We start from the raw sequence: 22145 nt of genomic DNA, 5'->3' as shown, positions 1-22145 counted from the left end.
TCTCCTTCGAAGAACTGTTGAGCACGCATCAAAGGCTCTTGGCGGTGTGACGTCAAGGCCTGATCCGGATCAGGCCTTGCGTTTTTTGAAGAAGGTTCGAAGAATGAGGGTATGGCGAGACCGAGCAAGGCACCGGAGCGACGGGCCGAACTGATCGAGGTGGCCAGACGTGCCGTCCTCGAACGCGGTGTGCTGAACCTGCGGCTGCGGGACATCGCCGAGGGCGCGGGATTGTCGTCGGGTTCGGTCCTGTACTACTTCCCCACCCTCACCGATCTGCTCCAGGAGGTGCAGCGCGAGGCGGTGGCACGCTTCTGCTCGGCGAGGGAACAGGCCGCGAGCGCGAAGACGGCCCCTGGCGAGCGACTGCTCTCGATGATCCGAAGCGGCCTGCCCACCGGCCCCGACGACGAACTCTGCGTGCTGCTCTACGAACTCGGCACGATCGCCCGCCGCGATCCCGTATACGCCGCGCGGCACATCACGCTCTACGAGCAGCAGGTGCGGATCTACACCGGAATCCTCGAAGCCGGCGCGGCCACCGGCGAGTTCGCCCTGACCGCGGACGCGGTGTCGATCGCGCGGAACCTCGTCGCGCTGGAGGACGGCTACGGCCTGCACCTCACCCAAGCCGTGCCGACACTGGAAACCGCGACGGCCGAAGCGATGTTGCTGTCCTACGCCCGTACCGCCACCACGAACCCCCTGGAGGAACGTTCATGACCCGCGCCCGCGATCTGGGTGTCCCCCTGCCCGGCCGGACCGGCGAGCACAACGCGCTCACCGACGTCCCCGGCGTCGAGATCGGCTTCACGACGCTCGTCGAAGGCGAGTCCGTGCGCACCGGCGTCACCGCCGTGCTACCGCGCGGTCGCGAGGATTTCGCCGTGCCGTGCGCGGCCGGGACGTACGCGCTCAACGGCAACGGCGAGATGACCGGCACCGCTTGGCTTGCCGAGACCGGTTCGCTGACGTTGCCGGTGCTGATCACCTCGACCCACGCGGTCGGCGCCTGCCACCGCGGCGTGATCGACTGGGTAGTGCGCGAACGGCCCGACGTGGCGGCCGAGTGGCTGCTGCCGGTCGTCGCCGAAACCTGGGACGGCTACCTGAACGACAGCACCGCGCCGACCATCCACAATGGACACGCCATCGACGCGATCGACGCCGCGCGTACCGGGCCGGTCGACGAGGGTTCCGTCGGCGGCGGAACCGGGATGACCTGTTACGGCTTCAAAGGCGGCACCGGCACGGCCTCCCGGCTGGTGTCCTACGGGAGCGACGAGTACACCGTGGGCGTGTTGGTACAGGCCAACTTCGGCTCTCGTCGCGAACTCACCGTCGCCGGTGAGCCGGTCGGACTCGAACTGAGCGCGGACAACCCGATGGAGGAGGAATGGGCGGCGCCGTCGGGCGCGGGGTCGGTGATCGTGATCGTGGGGACCGACGCTCCCCTGCTGCCGGGCCAATGCACCTCGCTCGCGCGCCGGGTCCCGCTCGGCCTCGCCCGCACCGGCACCGCGGGCTCGCACTTCTCCGGCGACCTCTTCCTCGCGTTCAGCACGGCGAACCCTGGCTCGCTCACCAGCCGCTTCCCCCGGACCGAGGAAGCCGAGTACGAGAACCTCCGGTTCGTTCCCTGGGGCAGGCTCGACCCGTTCTTCGAAGCCGTGGTGCAGGCGACCGAAGAAGCCGTGCTCAACGCGCTCGTCGCGAACGAGGAGATGACCGGCCACCGAGGTCACCGAGTCCCCGCACTGCCGACAGCACGCTGGCGCGACTGAGCGGGCCCTGCTCACGGGAGCCGATTCCGGGGGAATGCGCGGCGATTCCCGATGCCGCGCCGCGGCAGAAGCGATCCACTGATACATTCGCCGACTGTTTTCGGCCGTGCTCGGATAACGACGAACTCTCCCTTTCCGTCGTAAGCTTGGCCGTCGAATTCGGGGCGGTTGCCTGGGCTAGGCTCTGCGCATGGTGACGGAAACAGACCTGGCACTGAATGACGGCCGCACGTTGCACGTCTACGACACCGGCCCAGGCGACACCGAAACGCGACTTCTCGTGTTCTGGCATCACGGCACCCCGAACGTCGGCGCGCCACCCGAGCCGCTGCTCGCCGCCGCGGCCGAACGAGGCGTGCGGTGGGTATCGCACGATCGGCCCGGCTACGGCGGATCGACACCCCACCCCGGCCGGGTCATCTCGTCGGTGGCAGCCGACGTGGCCGCGATCGCCGACGCGCTGGGCGTCGAGAAGTTCGCGGTGATGGGGCATTCCGGCGGCGGCTCGCACGCGCTGGCGTGCGCCGCGCTGCTGCCCGAGCGCGTACTGGGCGCGGTCTGCGTTTCCGGGCTGGCCCCGATGGGAGTCGAGGGACTCGACTGGTTCGCGGGGATGACCGCCTTCGGTGAGGGAAGGCTTCGCGCCGCTTCGGAGGGGCGGGCACAGCTGGAAGACTTCCTCTCCGACAGTGAGTCCGACCCGGACGAGTTCACGCCCGCTGACCACGACCTGCTTTCGGGCGAATGGTCTTGGTTGGGTGAAGTCGCGGAGAAGGCCATCCAGGGTGACCCCGGCGGCATGATGGACGACGAGCTGGCCTATGTCGCGGAGTGGGGTTGTGACCTCGGGCAGGTGCGTCCGCCGGTACTGCTGATCCACGGCGGCCAGGACCGGATCGCGCCCAGTGCGCACGCCGAATGGCTGGCGAACCGGTGCGATTCGGCGAAGCTCTGGCTGCGGCCGGACGAAGGGCACATTTCGGTCCTCGGCTCCGCGGTCGAGGCGCTCGACTGGCTTTTGCAGGACACCGCCCGGAATTGACGCCGCTGGCCACCCGGGTGCGATGGGGATCGAATCCCGTCGCGCCCGGCGGGGGCGCGAACGCGTCGGGCACTCGTGAGCCCCACGTCTTCCCCCGTGCCCTTATCGGCCTCGGTGCTGGGAGTATCACCCGATCAAGGTCACTTTGGGTCACGTCCGTCCCGGTCCCGCACCTCCTCGAGACCTCCCTTATTTTGGCCACGTAAGACCCTTGACGCTAAAGGGATCACTCTGCGAATTGCACCATGGGCCGTTGCGGTGAACAAGTCCGCGATCACTAGTGCGAGGTTCGGTCACCATGATAAGAAGATCGCTTCCTTTGACGACCCCTGAATCGCTTGGTACTGTTTCAAAGTGACATTGAAGGGATTACGAGTTCGGTTGTCACAAGGGGACTGGGGAAAGTATGACTTCTTCCGAGCGTGCAGTTGATCGTGCAGTCGGATACATGTTCGAGAATTTCAATGAAAAGGTGACAGTCGAAGATCTGGCGCGAGTCGCCATGTTCAGCAAGTTTTATTTCACAAGAATGTTTCAGCGAGTGACCGGAATTTCCCCTGGGCGTTTCCTCACCGCCATCAGGCTGCAAGAGGCCAAACGGCTGCTGCTGACGACCTCCATCAACGTGATCGAAGTGAGCCATTTGGTCGGCTACTCCAGCGTCGGCACCTTCAGCACGACGTTCAGCAAGGCGGTCGGGGTCTCGCCGACCGAGTACCGGAGTGGCGGCGGGGTCGCCCAGCTGCGCTGCCAGGGCAGGACCAGCAGGAACAGCCACAATCCGGGCGTGGTGCACGGGAAGGTCACGGCACAGCACCCGGACGAACTCGGCGTGGTGTTCGTAGGCGTGTTCCCTGGCCGCATCCCCCAAGGACGCCCGGTCAAGTGCACCGTGCTCGACAGGCCGGGCCACTTTCGCATCGACGACGTTCCGAGCGGGGAATGGTACGTGCTGTCGCACTCGTTGTCCAAGGACCGCAATGAGGTTTTACGTGTCCCGCTCGATGACGACCTCGGGTTGTCGGTTGGCGCATATGGCCCCATAACAGTAGGCGCCGGCGCCTCCTGTGGGCCAGTGAATCTGACCCTCACGCCCAAGCGAATGATCGATCCCCCAGTGGTGCTCGCTCTGCTGGAAATCAGGTCGTCGATACTCACGGAAGTCGGATAGCCTTCCGGCTTCACCTTTTCGCGGCTTTCGGCACGAAATACAAGAATTGCTCGGATTCGCTCCGAGCCTCTCTTGTATTTCGATACCGCGCATCGTGCCCGCCGCGAGCGGACCGGGCCACCGGGCCTACAGCGGCACGTTTCCGTGTTTCCGCCGGAAAGGTTGCCTTCTCTTGTCCCGCAACATGGCCAGCCCCTTGGCGATCAGGGACCGGGTCTCCGCCGGGTCGATCACGTCGTCCACCAGGCCCCGCTCGGCCGCGTAGTACGGATGGACCAGCTGTTCGGTGTAGTGCGCCAGCAGCTCGGCACGCAGCTCCCGCTGGTCTTCGACGGCGGCGAGTTCGCGGCGGAACAGGATGTCCACCGCCCCCTCCGCGCCCATCACGGCGATCTCGTTGGTGGGCCAGGCCAGGGACAGGTCGTTGCCCACCGAGCGGGAGTCCATGACGATGTAGGCGCCGCCGTATGCCTTTCGCAGGATCACCTGGATGCGTGGCACGGTCGCCTCGCAATAGGCGTAGAGCAGCTTCGCTCCGTGACGGATGATGCCCCCGCGCTCCTGTTCGCTGCCGGGCAGGAAGCCCGGTACGTCCACCAGGGTGACCAGAGGAATACCGAAGGCGTCACAGAAACGCACGAAGCGTGCCGCCTTCTGTGCCGCGTCGGCGTCCAGTACTCCGGCGAGCACGATCGGCTGGTTGCCGACGATCCCCACCACCTCACCGTCGACGCGGGCGAACGCGCACACGATGTTGGCCGCCCAGCCCTCGTGCAGTTCGAAGTACGCGCCGTCGTCGGTCACCTCCGCGATCACGTCACGGACGTCGTAGGGCTTGGCCGGATCCGCGGGCACGATCTCGGCCAGCCGGGGGCGCACGTCCGTGTCCGCGCCCGACGCGGCGGAGCGAGGTGGCAGTTCCATGTTGTTGGACGGCAGCAGCGAGACCAGGTGACGGACATCTTCCAGGCAACTCGGTTCGTCGTCGTACACGAAGGTCGCCACCCCCGAGGACTCGCCGTGCACCCCGGCCCCGCCGAGTTCCTCGTGACTGACGTGCTCGCCGGTGACGGCCTTCACGACCGCGGGGCCGGTCAGGTACATCTTCGCGATGTCACGGACCATGAAGGTGAAATCGGCCAGCGCGGGCGAGTAGGTGGCGCCGCCCGCACAGGGGCCGAGCACCACGCTGATCTGGGGGATGATGCCCGAGGCGGCGACCTGACGGCGAAAGATCCCGCCGTAGCCGTGCAACGCCATCACCCCTTCCTGGATCCGCGCACCGCCGCTGTCGTTCAGCCCGATCAACGGCGAACCGGTCTCCAGCGCCAGATCCATCACCTTGTGGATCTTCGCCGCGTGCGCTTCGCCCAGTGAGCCGCCGAAAATGGAGAAGTCCTGGGCGTAGACGAACACCTGGCGGCCCTCGATCGTCCCGGATCCCACGACCACGCCGTCGGTCCGCGGCCGCTCACGGGGACTCAACGGACCTGTCGGCAGCTGCCGGCGATGCAGGCCGAGTTCGACGAACGATCCTTCGTCGAGCAGGAGGTCCAGTCGCTCCCGTGCGGTGCGCTTCCCGCTCGCGCGCTGTCGTTCCACGGCCGGGTGGCCGCCGGCGAGCGTGTTCCGGTGCAGGCTGTCCCGCCGTTCGCGCAGCTCGCGCATCGACACGACCGAGGCGACACGCTCTTCGAACGGGATCCTCGGACCGGCTTCTCGCTCGAAGGTGCTCAAGACGAGATCACCGGCCACGGCGTTCTGTCCACTTTGGTCCCTTCCCGGGCGGTGCCCGGAGATCCGGTGGCCTGCATCAGGTTCCTCCTCGGTCGAGCCGGGTCACGCCCTGCCCTTGGTCCGTCTGCCCGAAGGCTCCGCCGAAAAAGACGAGCGCGTCGTGCCCGGCGCCCACGGTGGACGCCAGGACCGACCCGACGAAGATGGAGTGGTCCCCACCCTGGTGCCCGTCGACCAGTTCGCACTCGAGCCAGGCGAGCGCGCCGGTCAGCAGAGGGGCGCCGGTACGCGGACCCGGTACCCACTCCACGGGGTCGAACTGGGCGGCGCCCAAGGGCCGCGACCGGCCGGCGAAGTACTTCGCCAGATCTTGTTGCCGGGCACCCAGCACGGATACGCCGAACGACCCGGTGGCGGTGATCGCCTCGTGCATCACCGCCGCCCGGGACACACAGCACAGCACCAGCGGCGGTTCGAGCGACACCGAGGTGAACGCGTTGGCGGTCATCCCGTGCACCCGTTCGCCACCCGTGGTGAGGACCGTGACCCCGGTGGCGAACCGGGACATCGTCTCGCGGAACCGGGTGGGTACCGGGTTCCTGGCGAGTACCGGGGAGCCGCGCCTCGGCCCCGGTGTGACCTCGCCGCTCATCAGGGGCTCACCGCCGCCGTCGACACCGCATAAGGCGCGAGCGCGTCGCGGAGCGCTTCAGGAACCCTGGTCGGGACTGTCGCCGTGTTGGGGCCTCGCATGCAAGCGATGCGTTGACGGCCCTGGGCGACCAGCGTCTCTTCGCCGTCCCGCCCCAGCAGTACGTAGTCGAAGGTGAACTGGATCTGCGTCTGCGTCAGTTCCTCGAGCCGCATCCGCACCGCCAGTTCGTCGAAGGCGGTGATCTCCGCGAAGAACTCGCAATCGACCTTGAGCGTGAAGAGCTTGAGGTCGTCGCGCACCTCCTCCAGCACCGTTGGCGCCCTGTCTTTGAGGAACATCTCGCGGCATCGTCCCTGCCAGCGCAGATAGTTCACGTAGTAGACGTTGCCGACCAGGTTCGTCTCCTCGAACCCGACGATGTGACGGATCTCGTAGTACCCGGACATGTCACCACTCCTTCCCCACCAGCACGGCGAACACCACCGGCTCGACCACCCCGGAGATCGTCGTCACCCAGGTGGCGATGCGGGTGTCGCCGGCGGAAAGCACCGTCCAGCCCTGGGGCAGCACCCGGTCCACGGTCAGCGCCTGACCGGCCGAACCCGCTTTGCGCACGCACTCGAGCGCGCTCCAGACGCGGGTGCCCGCCACCGCCACGTCGTCCGCCGACACGGAGCACAGCAGGTCGCGGACCGCGACGCCGTCCGGCCCCAGGAGGCCCGCCCAGTCGGCTTCGGCGCGGGACAGAACCGTTTCGATGTCGCAACCCAGCCGCCCCTCGCCCACCACCGCCATGGTCAGCCCGGCGGTGTGGGAAGCCGAGATGACCGCGCCGTCGGTCTCGGGGCGCCCGTCCGGCCGGTACCGCACCTGGACGGGGCGGCCCAGCGCCCGGCTCACGGCGAGCTTCGTCTGCGCCCGCCGCTCCGCGGGCGGACCCGCGTCCGTCCGGACCGGGTCGGGTTCGACCACCACCGTGCGCCCACCCCCGAGCACGTCTTCGAGGGAGCGTTCGAGATACGGCCCCAGCAGCGACGGCACCCACGGGCCGGCGCCGTCGCGTTTGCGGACCGCCCTGAGCTTGAGACCTTCCCATCGTTCGACCAGGATGCCGACCTGGTCGCGGACGTCGATGTCGTAGATGTAGCTGTCCCCGTCCTGTGACCGCTCACGCGCGTCGAGAACGACGTATGGCGTGTTCTGGTCCTCCACTTCGGACAGATGGAGCCGGTCGACGCGTTCGGGCAGCAACGTGGCGTCGGGGACGCAGCACTGCAAAGCGTGCATCATCGTGTCACGGGTGCCAGGGTCGGCCAGTACCAGTTCCTGCGGCAGGAACGGCGCGAACCACGCCGAAGTCGTGCTCGTCGAGACTTCGGCGACGGCACGTCGCGCTCCGACGCGCCGGTAGGCCTGTAGCCGTTGGAACCGCTTTCCCTGGAACAGCACCCCGCCGTAGAGGTCGCTGACCGGTTCCACCGGGACCAGCGGCAGATCAGGCTCGGCCCCGTCGACCACCGCCACCAGCCGGGGACGCGGATACCTCAGGGTGGCCCGGAAGTGGTCGGCGCTGAAGCCCGTCTCGGCACTGCGGATGACCACTTCCACCGTCGAGGCGTCCCGTACGAGCGCCGCGAACCGGACGGTCGTGACACCGCCGGGGCGCACGACGATCGGGCGCAGGAACTCGGCGTTTTCAAGCAGGGGCGAGCTCCGGTGCCCGACGGCCGCGGCGCCGACCTGCGCCATCGCCTCCATGCCCAGCACCGCCGGGAACAGGTAGTCGCCGTCGAGCAGATGATCGGCGAGGTACGGGTCGCTGCCCGCGCTCAGATCGGCTTCGGTGACGAGTTCGACATCCGGGTAGTGCACGAGAACCCGGTCGGTGAACCGGCGCAGCGGCAGTTCGGGGCGGGGCAGGTTCAGCGTCGGCTGCCCGCCGAGCCTGCCCGAAACGACCAGCACCGGTCCTGCCGACGGGTCGCCCAGCACCTGGCGCAGCACCGCGATTCCCTCTTCGGTCGAGATCGGCGTGATCCCGTCACGCATCAGCGCCTCCACCACTCCCAGCCGCTCCCCCATGCCCGCACCGGACCACACCGACCACTCGAGCGCGAGCGCCCTGGCCCGCGGGTGCTCCCGCTGGAACCGCACGGTCAGCTCGGACATCCAGTCGTTGGCGGTGGCGTAGTGCGCTTCCCCGCGTAGACCGGCACGGCCGATGACGCTGCCGAAGGTCAGCAGCAGCTTGAGCCGGTCCTGGTCGACCGCGGCCAGTACGTTCCGCAGCCCCGAGACCTTCGGCGCCAAGGTCGCGCTGAACTCCTCCGGGGTCAGCGAGCCGATCGCGGCGGGCATGTTGCGCCCGGCGCCGTGGAGAACGGCCGTGACGGCACCCAGGCCGGCTTTGATCCGGGCCACCCCGGCCGCGACCTCCGCCGCCGAGGTGACGTCGACCTGTTCGTACTGGTACTCGACTCCCGCGGCGTCCATTCTGGACAGGTTCGCGGCGAGTTCGGTGTCCTCGTGCACCGCTGCCCTGCCGAACAGGGCCAGCCTGGCACCGCTGTCCATGGCGATGGCCAGCGCGCACTCGGCGGTGATGCCCTTGCCGCCCCCGGTCGCCAGCACCACGTCGGTGGCGTCCAAAGGGGACGGTCCGGCCCGGTCCGGCGGCATCGCGGTGAGCGCCGGCACTGTCCGGGTGCCGTCCACCGCGTAGCGCACCGCGGTGTATTCCGTGGTCGCGGCGACCTCGGTGGCCACCAGTGCTGCCGCCGCCTCGCCCGCGATCGCCGGGTCGTCGAAGGTGATCACGGTCGTGGGTGTGGTGCCCGACTCCAGGAACAGCGTCCTGGCCAGCCCGTCCGCACCCAGCCCGTGCTGGACCACCGCGAACCGGCTGCCCGCGGACGCGGCCAACGCCGCCCGTGCCGCTTCGAGGAACAGTCCTGAATGCGACTCGTCGCACTCGGTCGGCAGGCACAGCAACACACCCTCGCCGACGGCCGAGGCTTCGAGCGCCCCGCGCACGGGTTCGGCGAGGGGATGACCCGCCACCGTGTGAACGGTCCAGGAGCCGGGGGCGGCGCTCGTCGCGTCGTCGGCCGCGGGGACGGGTTCGGCGACTTCGCCGACAGAGAAGGCCCGCACCCAGGTCGCGACACCGGGCGGCTCCGCGTTGTCCGGCGACTCGTCCGCCTGGGCGGTCGCGGCCAGCTCGTCGATCATCTTCGCGAGCTCACCGATGCTCACCGTGGCGAAGTTCGTCGTCGCGGCCAGCGCCGGACGGCCCAGCTCCCTGGTCACGTCGTTGATCAGCTGGCCGACCGTGATCGAGCTCAGATGCAGGTCGTCGAGCGGATGAGTGTCCGGGCCGACGACATCGGGCGGGAGTTCCAGCCGGTCGGCGACCAGTTTGCACAGCAGGTCGAGCGTCGACTGGCCGATGCCGGACGCGAGGACGGCCGTCTCGGCGGGCGCTTCCTCCGGGAGCATGGTCTGCCCGATCGAGCTCTCCGGGGCCTCCTCACAGGGACTGGCCAGGAAGGTGAACCCACCGTCGAGCGGGAACGGCCGAACGACTCGGCCCTCGAAGAGCGCCTCGGCGTCCACCGGCGCGCCCGCGGTGAACGCCGCCGCGACGATCCGCAGCAGCGGGACGAGTGACGGGTTGTCGGTGTCGAGGGACAGCACCGGTTTGTCCGGCGCGATCTCGGCCAGCAGGCCGCCGAGCACCCGGCCGGGCCCCAGCTCGAGCACCAGGTCAGCCTGGCCAGCGGCCTCGGCGGCCGCCTGGTGGAACCGCACCGGGGCCAGGACCTGCTCGCGCAGCAACGCCCGCAGGTCGGTCCCCGCGGTAAGGGCCGTGCCGGTCACGGTGGAGATCACCCGGCCGGTCAACGGCGCGAAGTCGAACTCGGCGAGACGCTCGGTCATCGCCTCGGCCGCGGGCGCGACGAGCGGTGAGTGGAACGCGTGGGAGACCGCGATCCGGGTGGCGGTGACCCCGGCCGCGGCCGCTCGAGCGCAAACCCGCTCGATCGCCGCGACAGCGCCGGACAGCACAGTCTGGGAGGGCCCGTTGAACCCGGCGATGACGACGTCCTCGCCTTCGGCCAGCCGTGCCGCGTCGTCCGGGCCGGTCGCGAGACCCGCCATCGTGCCGCCACCGCGGCTGGCCGCGGCCATGACTTCGCCGCGCACCGCGGCCAGACGCAGCACCTGCGCGGTGTCCAGGGCGCCGCCCCAATGCAGCGCGCTCAGTTCGCCGAGGCTGTGCCCCGCCGCGACAGCACCCTCGATTCCGAGGCGCCGCAACACTTCTAGCGCGCCCACCGCTCCCGCCACGATCCTCGGCTGGGCGACCTGCGTCGCGACCTGGTCGCCGTTCCCGGACAGCCCCACCGTCACGAAAGGCTCGTCGGCCTCTTCGAACCGCCGCCGGAGAGCACCGGCAGTGCCCTTGCCCGAGCCCTGCCCCGGGAAGAGGAAGGCGATCGCCGGTGGGCGGGCCGACTGGTCGAGGAAGAGGCCTTCACCCGGTTCGAAGACGGTGGCCTCCCCCGCGTCGATCCGGTCGAGCAGACCGGCGAGGCGCTTCTCCGCTTCTTCGGGGTTCGCCGCCACCACGGCGGCGCGGACGACGGCACCGGTGAGTTCACCGGCCAGAACCGCCGCGACGTCGGCCAGTTCGGCGAACGCGAGTTTGCCCGCGACCGCGGCGGCCCTCGCGATCCGCTCCCGCAGCTCCGCGGTGTCGGCCGCGTCGAACAGCCAGACCTCGGCGTCCTGGCGTCCGGCCGCGGCGTTCGCGGTCCAGCCGTCCAGCTCGGCGCGGCGCGTGACACCACGCGGCTCCTCGACCGCGATGTGGGTGTTGATCCCGCCGAAGCCCATCGCCGAGACCCCGGCCCGGACAGGCTCGCTCGTGGGCCACAGTTCAGGGCTGCGCGGCAGGTACAGCGCGGCGGAGTCGTCGAGCAGCTTCGGGTGCGGTTCGCCGAACCCGGTGCCCGGCGGGATGACCTGGTGGTACACCGCGAGGGACGCCTTGATCAGGCCGGCGACCCCGGCAGCGGCCTTGGTGTGCCCGAGGTTGCCCTTCACGGTGCTGAGCGCGGCCGGACGGGCCGACGGCCCCGCGTCCCGGCGTGCCGAAGACAACGCGTCGATCTCCGTGGCGTCGCCGAGAGCGGTCCCGGTGCCGTGCCCCTCGAAGTAGGAGACCGACTCCAACCCGTAGCCCGCCCGGCGGTAGGCGCGCGAGAGCGCGAGCCGGTGGCCGTCCGCCTCGGGCCGGGTGATCCCACCCTTGCCGTCGGAGGAGACGCCCCAGCCGGTGATCGTGGCGTAGATCCGCTTCCCTTGCTCGATCGCGTCGGACTCCCGCATCAGCACCAGCTGTCCCGACCCCTCCCCCGGCCAGAAACCGTTGGAGTCCTTGGAATAGACCTTCATCTCACTCTTGGCGAGCGCACCGGTCTTGGCGAACCCGATCACCTCGAAGGGATCGATGGACAGGTCGACCCCACCGGCCAGCACGACATCGAGGTCACCATCCTCCAGCGCCTTCGCCGCCGTGGCGACGGACAGCAGCGAGGAAGAGCACGCGCCGTCGACCGTGTAGCCGCCACCGCCCAGGTCGAAGTGGTTGCAGATCCGGCCGGCGATGGTGTTCGCCAGTCCCCCGGCCAGCGAGTCCTCGTTGATCGGCGGGAACGGTTCCTTGTAGCGGGTTTCAAACTCGCGGAGGAACTCGCCCGACTCCTCCGGGGTCCATCCCTTCTCCGCCAGCGCCGCCGCGAGCGTCCGGCGGACGTACGGCCAGCGGAGCCGCATGATGTTGGCGCGGGAGAACTCCCCGGTGAGGCTGTTGCCGAGAACGACGCCCGTCGACTGCCGCGGAAGCCCCTCACCGTCGGCGTAACCCGCGTCGGTCAGCGCCTGCGCGGCGACGTCGAGTGCGAGCCAGTGGGTCAGATCCGTCGCGCGGTAGGTTCCACCGGACACCTTGTAACGTGCCCGGTCGAACTCGAAGTCGCGCAGTACAGCGGCTTTCGCCGAATAGAACCGGTCCGGCGCCGCCGGGTCCGGCGAGTAGTAGTCCGCGTGGTTCATCCGCTCGTCCGGCAGCCGCCGGAAGGCTCGGCGTCCTGCCAGCACGTTCTCCCACAGTTCGCGGGGCGAGCCCGCGTCCGGGTAGCACAGCCCGATACCGACGATCGCGATCCTGGTGCTGCTCACGCTTTCACCACCTCCACGGTGATTGCCCGTTGACCGGCCGGTTCCACCGCCATCGATCCGCCTCAGCCGGCATTCGTTTAATCGCGATGGAACGCACAACATGGATCCCCTTACTCGGTGCGGAGAATTCCATTCGGCACGCGGCGACGGCGGATCGACACTCATCGGCGGCGTGCACCCTTGATGTCCACAGTCTGCCCCAGGCAGGCGAAACCTCCGCCTTCAGCCGTGCCCACCGAAACGACGGACAAGACACAACAATGTTCTCGAATTAATCGCGAAACCCGCTGACACGCACGACGACCGCCCAGGACCCCTTCGGATCAATCTCCTCGGACGAGTGAACGAGCGTCACACAAGGATCCGCCGTTTACTCGTTTATCGGGCACCCCCACCCGATGGTCGCAACGGCGTCCCGTTTGGCGGAGCGGCCTGGCCAGGCGATACTCACCGAAAGTGACCCAACTGGGCCGTTCGCCTGCCTAACGACTTCACGTCTGCCCTTATTCGCGACGACCATTCGAAACAAATGCGGAAGTCGGTAGCATGGATCACTCAGCCGCGCGAAGTGGGGCGGCGCATCGAAACACAAGGGACATTTCCCCCGGTTCCCGCCTGTCGCGGAAACACCTTCTGCCACCGCGTGTTCATCCACGTGGCACGCGCTCCTGACAATTGAATCAAAACGAAGAAGCGGGCATGGCTTGAGATGACGCCACCGACCGCTTGAGCCACGATCACTTATCAGGAGGAACCATGCCCACCACATCAGGTTCACTGCGCAGACTCGCCCTGACCCCCGCGCTGAGTGAAGTCTCCTTCGCCACCCGCGGTTTCACCGTGACGGATTCCGACGCCGTCCGCAGGCTGGAAGCGATACCGCAGGCGGTCGTCTGCGGATTCGAATGGGGTATAGACACGCGAAGCCTGTGGGAACTCGAACGCAAACTCGAGCTGATCGAACCGGAAATGCGTGGGTTCGCCTACGAGGGAGCCACCATGGCGTTCACCGTGCTCGACGCGATGGGCGGCGGGCACCGCACCCGCGACCTCCTCCGGGGGCCGGGGGCACCGCATCTTCTGCTCGCCTACATCGGGATCGGTTTCGCCATGGCGAAACTGCCGAGAATGCTGTGGAAGAAGGTACTGCCGTCACTGGACGACTCGCTGTTCCACCCGGCCATGAGCTGGCTGGCGGTCGACGGTTACGGGTTCGATCTCGCCTACTTCGACAAGAAACGCTGGGTGGACCGCCAGGAGGTACCCAAGCCTTATCCCTGGCAGGGGACGCCGGACTACTTCACCCGCGCGGTGGACCAAGGCATCGGCCGGGCGCTGTGGTTCATGCACGGCGGGGTCCCGGAGGCGGTGACCGCCGCCGTCACCAGGTTCCCCGACCCGCGCCACGCCGATCTCTGGTCGGGCGTGGGCCTGGCCGCCACTTTCGCCGGCGGGTGCGCCGAACCCGGCCTGATCGCGCTGAGAAAGGCATCCGGCGGCCATGCGGCGTCGGTGGCGGTGGGGTCGGTCTTCGCGGTCAGTGCCCGCACACTGGCGGGATACAGCCCGCCGCACACCGAAGTCGTCAGCAGGGCCTTGACCGGCCACAGTCCCGGCGAGCTACTCGAAGTGGCGGGCGCTGCAGCCGTCACCACCGGCGAGAACGGCGTGCCCGCCTATGAACTCTGGCGACGCGGGATCCGTGACAGGTTCGCGGAACCGGCCACGCCACGGGAAAAGCTGTCCCGTTCCGAAAAGTAGAAAACCCGAAAAGCAGAAAACGTCAACCCGGTGCCCGCGGCACCGGAATCAGCATGCTGCCCGAAAACGAATCGCATTCCAGTCCACGAGCGGAGAATCCATTGGCCGCCATGTTCAGAGCACTCAGGCGACAAATCCTGACACCAGGCGTCAAGGCGACACAGGTCGAAACACGCGGGTTTCACGTGAAGACAGCGGCCAGCAAGGACTTGCTGGAAACCGTGGGTAGGACATTCCTCACCGGGTACGGATTCGCCGCGGAGGCTCGTACGGTCGCCGAGGCGGAGACCGAATTGGAACAGGTGCCGTCACGCTTCCGCGGCTTCGCCTACGAAGGCGCGGCGATGGGCTTCGCCGTCATGGACGCGTTGCCCCTGACCAGCGGCCGCCGGGTCCTCGACGCGCTGGCCGCCCGAAGCTCACAACACGTCTACATGGCCTACATCGGCGTGGGGTGGGCGCTGGCGAGGCTTCCCCGGTTCCTCTGGCCCGACATCACCGCGTACGACCCGTTGCTCCGCTGGCTCCTCCTCGACGGCTACGGGTTCCACCAAGCCTACTTCCACACCGCCAAGTACGTCGGGGAGCAGTTCGTCGACGGCGCGTTCTCCTGGCCGGACGAACCGGCCTCGTATGCCGACCGGGTACTCGACCAGGGCATCGGGCGGGCTTTGTGGTTCGTCTGCGGCACGGACGCCGAACGGGTCTGCACCCAGATCGAAGGGTTCGCGCCACGGCGGCACGAAGACCTCTACAGCGGAGCGGCCCTCGCGGCCACCTACGCGGGCGGCGTGGACAGGGAAGAACTCCAACTGCTGCGGAAGCGGTCTGGCGAACACTGGCCACTCGTCGCGCAGGCCAGCGCCTTCGCCGCCGAAGCCCGCGTCCGAGCGGGACTGGTGGTCCCGCACACCGGCGTCGCCACCGAGATCCTCTGCGGCATGAACCCGCACGAGGCCGCCGAACTCACCGTCCGCGCCCGCCCGGGCTCGGCCGAGCCGCAAGCCGGAGTCGCCGCCTACGAGATCTGGCGCCGGCAGACAGCCGACCAATTCGTCTCTCTCGGAAGGTGTTGACCGATGACCACGACGTTCGGCCCGCTGCGCAAGCAGCTACCCGGCATCCTCGCGGTGGTGCTGCTGGTGATCGGATACCTGCTGGTGCGCCTCCCGGTCGCCGCCTCCGCCGATCAGGACCGCATGGCGAGCAAGTACGCGTTCACCCCGATGACGATCGCGCTGCCCGCCGCGGCCAAGCACCAGAGCATCCGCAAGGTGAACAAGGACTACGAGCACATTCGCGCGTGGATCTCCTCGGTCGGCGCGGCGGTCGCGATGAACGACCTCGACGGTGACCGCCGCGCCAACGACCTGTGCCTGGTCGACCCGCGCAGCGACCAGGTCGTGATCACCCCGACGCCGGGCGCGGGCAGCGACCGCTACGCCCCGTTCGCACTGGACCCGGCACCGCTGCCGACGAGCGACATCATGGCGCCCATGGGCTGCGTGCCCGGCGACTTCAACGAGGACGGCCGGATGGACCTGCTGGCCTACTACTGGGGCCGCACGCCGATCCTCTACCTCGCCAAGCCCACCGCCACCCGGCTCGACGCCACCACCTACCAGGCCACCGAACTGGTGCCCGGCGACAACTCCGACGCCGGGCGCTACACGGGTCCACTGTGGAACACCAACGCCGCCACGGTCGGCGACTTCGACGGTGACGGGCACCAGGACATCTTCATCGGCAACTACTTCCCCGACGGTCCGGTGCTCGACGACCGCGTGAGCACCGGGGTCGAGATGAACCACTCGATGTCACACGCTCACAACAGCGGCGGCAAGTACCTGTTCCGCTGGACCGGGGCGAGCGGCGGCGACCGGCCGAGCGCCAATTTCAAGTGCTTCGACAACGTGCTGCCAGGGCTGGCGAACACCGGCTGGTCGCTCGCGGCCAGCGCGACCGACCTCGACGGCGATCTGTTGCCGGAACTCTACGTCGCCAATGACTTCGGCCCGGATCACTTGCTGTACAACCAGTCCAAGCCCGGCCAGTTCGCCTTCACCGACGTGATCGGGGCGCACACCCCGGGGGTGCCCAAGTCCAAACGGCTCGGCAACGACTCGTTCAAGGGCATGGGCGTGGACTTCGGCGACCTGAATCACGACGGCCTCAACGACGCGTTCGTCAGCAACATCACCACCACGTTCGGCATCCAGGAAAGCAACTACCACTTCATGGCCGACGCCAAGGACCACGCCGGGATGCGGGCCGAGATGAACAAGGGCGTGGCACCCTACGCCGACCGCAGCACGGAAGCGGGGACCGCCTGGTCCGGCTGGGGCTGGGACGTCAAGATCGCCGACTTCGACAACAGCGGTGACCCGGCGATCGCGCAGGCCACCGGCTTCGTCAAGGGCGCGGTCAACCGCTGGCCGCAGCTTCAGGAACTCGCGACGGCGAACGACGGACTGCTCGACAATCCGTTGTGGTGGCCCAATCTCAAGGCGGGCGACGACCTCGCCGGTGACCAGACGCTGCACTTCTTCGTCAAGGGTTCCGACGGCCGCTACACCGACCTCGCGCCGAAGCTCGGGCTGGCCGTACCGGTGCCCACCCGGGGCATCGCCACCGGCGACGCCGACGGTGACGGCCGCCTCGACCTCGCCGTCGCCCGGCAGTGGGAAGCGCCGGTGTTCTACCACAACGACAGTCCGGACACAGGCTCCTTCCTCGGCTTGCGGCTTTCCCACGACGCACCGTCCTCGGCCGGACCTTCCGCCGCCACCGGCTCGCCGGTGATCGGCGCCGAGGCGACCGTCACCACCGCGGACGGGCGCAAGCTCATCGGCCGAGTGGACGGCGGCAGCGGTCACTCCGGCAAACGCAGTCACGAGCTGCACATCGGCCTCGGCGAAAAGGTGTCCGGGCCGGTACAGGTCCACCTGCAATGGCGCGACCGCACCGGTCAGGTGCGGCAGCAGGACCTGTCGTTGAACGCGGGCTGGCACGACCTGCGGCTCGGCGCGCAAGCCGAACCCCTGAAGAAATGAGGTGACCGACATGACCGAGCACGCAACCGACGCCCATACGAAGAACGGCGTCCAGAACGGCAAGAGCACCGCTCCGCGGCACGATCCGAAAGTGATCACGGCCCTGCGGCGGTTCGCCATCTCGATCACGATCTTCAACATCCTCGGCTACACCTTGCTGGGCTTCGAACAACCCTGGTCGTGGCCGCTGGTCGCGCTGGCCACCGCCTACGCCACCGAAATCGTCCTGGAGCTCGTCGGCGCGAGGATGGAAGGGCGGGCGACCCGCTTCGCCGGCGGGGGGCCCAAGGGAATGATGGAGTTCCTGTTCCCGGCCCATATCACCGGCCTCGCGCTCAACATGCTGACCTACGTCAACGACCACATCGAAGTGATGGTGTTCGGTGTCGTGGTCGCGGTCAGTGCGAAATGGATCCTGCGGGCACCGGTACGCGGTCGGCTGCGGCACTACATGAACCCGTCGAACCTCGGGATCTGCGTCATCCTGCTGCTGTTCCCGTGGGCGAGCATCGCCCCGCCCTACCACTTCACCGAGAACGTGGACACCTGGATCGGCTGGCTGATCGTGGCGATCATCCTGATCTCCGGGACCATCCTCAACGCGAAGCTGACCGGCCGGATGTGGTTGATCGGGGCCTGGCTGGCCACGTTCGCCTTGCAAGCGATCGTGCGAGGCTGGCTGTTCGACACCTCCATCCCGGCGGCGCTCGGCATGATGACCGGTGTCGCGTTCGTGCTCTTCACCAACTACATGGTCACCGACCCTGGCACCACTCCCTCGAAACCCGCGTCGCAGGTGGCGTTCGGCTCCGGCATCGCCCTGCTCTACGGCTTCTTCATGGTCGCCCACGTGGCTTACGGCCTTTTCTTCGCCACGGCGGCGGTGTGCCTGATCCGCGGTTTGTTCTTCTGGTCGCTGCACTTCGTCGACAAGGCCAGGACACAGCGCGAAGCGGAACTGCGCGAAGCGGGATCGGGAGAAGCCGAGGCCGTGGCCCTGTCAGGCAACGGCAGCAGCAACGGCAACGGCAACGGACAGACCGGTGCGCGGCTGAAGGACGACTCCCCGGCTGTGCGCACATGACCACCAAGCTTGTGGTCCGGCGCGAGGTACCCCCAGGCCCACCGCGCCGGGCCACGCTCAACTTGCTGAGGATGCTGTTCACCGACCGGCTCGAACTGATGTCGTCGGCGGCGGAGCGGCACGGTGACGCCGTGCGGATCGCCATCGGGCCGAAGGCGATGTACCTGTTCAACCACCCGGACTACGCCAAGCACGTGCTCGCGGACAACAGCGCGAACTACCACAAGGGCATCGGCCTGGCGGAATCACGACGGGCGCTCGGTGACGGCCTGCTGACCAGCGAAGGCGACCTGTGGCGCAAACAGCGCAAGACCATCCAACCGGTCTTCCAGCACAAGCGCATCGCCCGGCAGGCGGACATCGTCGCCGACGAGGCCGGGAAACTGGTGGCCAGGCTCAGGGCACACGAACACGGCGAACCCGTCGACGTCCTGCAAGAGATGACCCAGCTGACCCTCGGGGTGCTCGGCCGGACCCTGCTGGACACCGACCTCGGCCGCTTCGACGCGGTGGGGCATTCGTTCGAAGCCGTGCAGAACCAGGCGATGTTCGAAGCCGTGACGATGAACCTGGTGCCGTCCTGGCTGCCACTGGCCAAGCAGCGCCGGTTCCGCGCGGCCCGTGACAACCTGCGCGGAGTCGCCGACAGGCTGCTGGCGGAACGTCGTCAGAGCCCGGTCCCGGGCGCCGACGACGTCCTGACCCGGCTGATCGCTTCCGCCGCCGAAGACGACGATCCGCTGACCGCCGGTCAACGGGCGCGGGACGAGCTGATCACCTTGCTGCTGGCGGGGCACGAGACCACGGCGAGCACACTCGGCTGGGCATTCGCCCTGCTCGACCGTCATCCCGAGGTGTGGGAGCGGCTGCACGCCGAAGCGGTCGAGGTGCTGGGCGACCGGCCGCCGGTCTACGCGGACCTGCACCGGCTGACCTACACCGCGGCGGTGGTGGAAGAGGTCATGCGCCTCTACCCGCCGGTGTGGCTGCTGCCCAGGATCGCGCAGGAGGCCGACGTGGTCGGCGGCTACGCGGTACCCGCCGGGGCCGACGTGATCGTCAGTCCGTACACGCTGCACCGCCATCCGGCGTTCTGGGACGCGCCGTCGAAGTTCGACCCGGACCGGTTCACCCCGGCGAACACGACCGACCGGCCCCGGTACGCCTACATCCCGTTCGGCGCCGGTCCCCGCTTCTGCGTCGGAAACAGCCTGGGCATGCTCGAAGCGGTCTTCGTCATCGCGAGTGTCGCCCGCGCGCTCAAGCTGGTCAAAACCCCCGGGTACCGCGTCGTTCCGGAAGCGATGCTTTCCCTTCGCATCCGTGACCGGCTCCCGATGTCGGTCCGCCGCGCCTGATCGCGGCATCCCGAAACTCGCCTACGAGGAGACAGTCATGCCATCGGACAGTGCGAAACGCCGCAGGCGAACGATGACGCTCGAAGCGTTCGCGGACACCATCATCCCCGGGGAGAAACGCACGCCGGACGACCGGGCGGTCGCGGGCGCGTCCACCGGACAGGGCGCCGTGGCGGCGGGTGCGATCGAACTGCTGGAGACGCCGGCGGCCGGTCTCGTCGACCTGCTGGACGGTTTGACCACCGTCCTCAATGGACACGCGACGGCTCGCGCCGCCGACCTCGAGACCACTTTGGACCCCGAGGTTCCCCCGTTCGTCGCGCTTTCCTTCGACGACCGGACCGAACTGGTCGGCGAACTGCTCGCGCCGGGACACCCCGAGAAGGAGGCCTGGGTCGGTTTGGCCCTGTTCAGCAACATGGCCTTCGACACGGCCGCGCACATGCACACCGCGGACGCGCTCGCCGCCGGGCATCCGGGACTGGCCGCCACCGGTTTCGCGCCTCCGGACGCCGACGGCCTCTGGCGTTTCCCCGCGTACTCCTACCGGCGGAAGTTCGCCGAACTCCACCCTGACACCACAGCCTCGGGGAGCCCCGCATGAACAGCACGGAATCCACCGACGTCCTCGTGATCGGCACGGGTTTCGGCGGCGCCATCGCCGCCTACCACCTGGCCGCCGGCGGCGCCAAGGTCGTCATGCTCGAACGCGGACCGTGGGTGCGCAGTGAGGAGTTCGAGCACGACTTCCTGCTCGGCTCCTCCTACACCCGGATCTTCGACTTCGTGGTCGGCGACGGCATGAGCCTGCTGGGCGGCAACTGTGTCGGCGGCGGCAGCGTCGTCTACTTCGCCGCCATGCCTCGCGCGCCGAAGTTCGTCTTCGACCGCCATGGCTCGATCGGGCGCCGCATGTGGCCCTCGTCGATCTCCCGCGACACCCTCGAGCCGTGGTACGACCGCGTCTCGGAGGCCCTGCCGGTGTCCATGTCGGACTGGAACCAGGTGACCTACGCCGGCGGGCTGTTCGCGGCCGCGTGCAACCACTCGGGCCGCACGGCCAACCCGGTGCCCGTCGCCATCGACGTCGACCGCTGCACCAACTGCAACTGGATGATGTCCGGCTGCCGGTTCGACGCCAAACGCTCGCTGCTGCTCAACTACCTGCCGGCCGCGGTCGCGCACGGTGCCGAGATCCGGCCCCTGCACGAGGTGCAGCGGCTCTCGCGCACCGACCACGGCTACCGGGTGCACTATTCGACCGTCGACGCGGAGGACTACCGGATCCTCCACGACGAGGGCGTCATCGACGCCAAGATCGTGATCATGGCGGCGGGCGCCGGCGCGACACCGGTGATCCTGCAACGGTCCGAAGCCGCGCTCGGCGGGATGCCGGACGCGGTCGGCCGCTACTTCTCCGGCAACGGGGAACGGCTCAACACCGCGATCGTCGACGAGGACAGGGCCCGTGAGCTGTTCGGCCTCGACCGGGGCGACGGCCGGGCCTACGAAGCCAACCAGATCGGCAAGGGCCCGTGTGTGGCGAGCTGGGACAACCTGGACGCCAGTCTGCCCGAGTACTCGCGGTTCTCGTTGGAACAGCTGTATTTCCCGCCGGGTTTCGGCACGATCCTGGCGCAGGTCCCCGGCGCGGCCGGGCCGAGCTGGTTCGGGCGGGAGAAGAAGGAGATCGTCCGCAAGTGGCAGTCGTGGCTGACCACGTTCACCATGAGCGAGGACGACAACGAAGGCGTGTTCGGCCCGCCACCGCCGACCGGCAACGCACACCGGATCTCGCAGCAGATGCTCGGCCGCGGCACGATCAGCTACGAGCCGACCGCGAACACCAGGCACGGCTGGGAGATCTCGGACGCGGCCGTCAAGGCGGTGATGGAACGCGACGGACTGGCCGAGGTCATGCCGTGGACCAACGACGTCGTCGGCGCGTACACCGTGCACCCGCTGGCGTCCTGCCGGATCGGCGACGATCCCGCCACGTCGGCGCTGGACGACCGGCACGAGTTGCGCGGGCATCCCGGCATCTTCGTCACCGACGGCTCCGCGGTACCCGGCGCGCTGACGGTCAACCCCGCGCTGACCATCGCGGCACTCGCCGAACGCGCCATGCCCGGGATCGTCCAAGCCGCGAAGGACCGCGGCGTCTCCGTGAAGTACGGCGCGCCCTCGCCCCTCGGTGAGACCGCGGGCCGCCGGGGCACGCTGCCGCTGGTATCGGATCTGGCGGTGCGTTAGC

15 protein-coding genes are annotated in these 22145 nt (G+C 68.4%); 11 read left to right on the top strand and 4 right to left on the bottom strand.

Annotated features, from left to right (window positions below):
• Nucleotides 1–111: 111 nt before the first annotated feature.
• From ACM6LU_RS26070 to ACM6LU_RS26055, 4 genes are all read left to right on the top strand, one after another.
• On the top strand, nt 112–723 hold the full coding sequence (locus tag ACM6LU_RS26070; protein WP_414940388.1) for a TetR/AcrR family transcriptional regulator: 612 nt from the start codon (nt 112–114) through the stop codon (nt 721–723).
• Nucleotides 720–1784: a P1 family peptidase gene (locus ACM6LU_RS26065; protein ID WP_414940387.1), complete on the top strand. Its 1065-nt coding sequence runs from the start codon at nt 720–722 to the stop codon at nt 1782–1784. Before ACM6LU_RS26070 ends, ACM6LU_RS26065 begins: the two co-directional genes overlap by 4 nt.
• A gap of 190 nt (nt 1785–1974) precedes the next feature.
• The gene (locus ACM6LU_RS26060; protein WP_414940386.1) at nt 1975–2826 is read left to right on the top strand and encodes an alpha/beta fold hydrolase; all 852 of its coding nucleotides are present in this window, start codon (nt 1975–1977) and stop codon (nt 2824–2826) included.
• A 448-nt stretch (nt 2827–3274) separates the two neighbouring features.
• Entirely contained in the window at nt 3275–3997 is a 723-nt protein-coding gene (locus tag ACM6LU_RS26055) for a helix-turn-helix transcriptional regulator (protein WP_414940385.1), read from the top strand.
• Between the two features lie 126 nt (nt 3998–4123).
• On the opposite strand, the gene ACM6LU_RS26050 is transcribed toward ACM6LU_RS26055, so the two are convergent.
• The 4 genes from ACM6LU_RS26050 to ACM6LU_RS26035 form a co-directional block, all read right to left on the bottom strand.
• Entirely contained in the window at nt 4124–5665 is a 1542-nt protein-coding gene (locus ACM6LU_RS26050) for an acyl-CoA carboxylase subunit beta (protein ID WP_414940457.1), read from the bottom strand.
• 145 nt (nt 5666–5810) lie between these two features.
• On the bottom strand, nt 5811–6386 hold the full coding sequence (locus ACM6LU_RS26045; protein WP_414940384.1) for a flavin reductase family protein: 576 nt from the start codon (nt 6384–6386) through the stop codon (nt 5811–5813).
• Nucleotides 6386–6835, bottom strand: coding sequence for an acyl-CoA thioesterase (locus ACM6LU_RS26040; protein ID WP_414940383.1), 450 nt, complete (start codon nt 6833–6835; stop codon nt 6386–6388). The genes ACM6LU_RS26045 and ACM6LU_RS26040 overlap by 1 nt, the downstream gene beginning before the upstream one ends.
• Before the next feature lies 1 nt (nt 6836).
• Nucleotides 6837–12635, bottom strand: a complete 5799-nt coding sequence (locus tag ACM6LU_RS26035; RefSeq protein ID WP_414940382.1) for an SDR family NAD(P)-dependent oxidoreductase — start codon at nt 12633–12635, stop codon at nt 6837–6839.
• A gap of 756 nt (nt 12636–13391) precedes the next feature.
• On the opposite strand from ACM6LU_RS26035, the gene ACM6LU_RS26030 reads away from it, so the two are divergent.
• The 7 genes from ACM6LU_RS26030 to ACM6LU_RS26000 are packed head-to-tail and all read left to right on the top strand — an operon-like array spanning nt 13392 to nt 22144.
• Nucleotides 13392–14396, top strand: a complete 1005-nt coding sequence (locus ACM6LU_RS26030; protein WP_414940381.1) for a DUF1702 family protein — start codon at nt 13392–13394, stop codon at nt 14394–14396.
• Between the two features lie 53 nt (nt 14397–14449).
• Nucleotides 14450–15472, top strand: a complete 1023-nt coding sequence (locus ACM6LU_RS26025; RefSeq protein ID WP_414940380.1) for a DUF1702 family protein — start codon at nt 14450–14452, stop codon at nt 15470–15472.
• Nucleotides 15473–15475: 3 nt separating this feature from the next.
• Nucleotides 15476–17449, top strand: a complete 1974-nt coding sequence (locus ACM6LU_RS26020) for a CRTAC1 family protein (RefSeq protein ID WP_414940379.1) — start codon at nt 15476–15478, stop codon at nt 17447–17449.
• Nucleotides 17450–17459: 10 nt separating this feature from the next.
• The gene (locus ACM6LU_RS26015) at nt 17460–18533 is read left to right on the top strand and encodes an enediyne biosynthesis protein (protein WP_414940378.1); all 1074 of its coding nucleotides are present in this window, start codon (nt 17460–17462) and stop codon (nt 18531–18533) included.
• Entirely contained in the window at nt 18530–19891 is a 1362-nt protein-coding gene (locus tag ACM6LU_RS26010) for a cytochrome P450 (RefSeq protein ID WP_414940377.1), read from the top strand. The genes ACM6LU_RS26015 and ACM6LU_RS26010 overlap by 4 nt, the downstream gene beginning before the upstream one ends.
• 37 nt (nt 19892–19928) lie before the next feature.
• Nucleotides 19929–20495: a DUF5987 family protein gene (locus tag ACM6LU_RS26005; RefSeq protein ID WP_414940376.1), complete on the top strand. Its 567-nt coding sequence runs from the start codon at nt 19929–19931 to the stop codon at nt 20493–20495.
• A complete protein-coding gene (locus tag ACM6LU_RS26000) occupies nt 20492–22144 on the top strand; it encodes a GMC family oxidoreductase N-terminal domain-containing protein (RefSeq protein ID WP_414940375.1) in 1653 nt (550 codons plus the stop codon). Before ACM6LU_RS26005 ends, ACM6LU_RS26000 begins: the two co-directional genes overlap by 4 nt.
• The last annotated feature ends 1 nt before the right edge of the window (nt 22145 follow it).

It is taken from the genome of Amycolatopsis sp. cmx-11-51 (assembly GCF_047608665.1).
Lineage (GTDB): Bacteria > Actinomycetota > Actinomycetes > Mycobacteriales > Pseudonocardiaceae > Amycolatopsis.
Note: the sequence above shows the minus strand (reverse complement) of the source record. Positions and strands in the feature narration are given on the sequence as shown.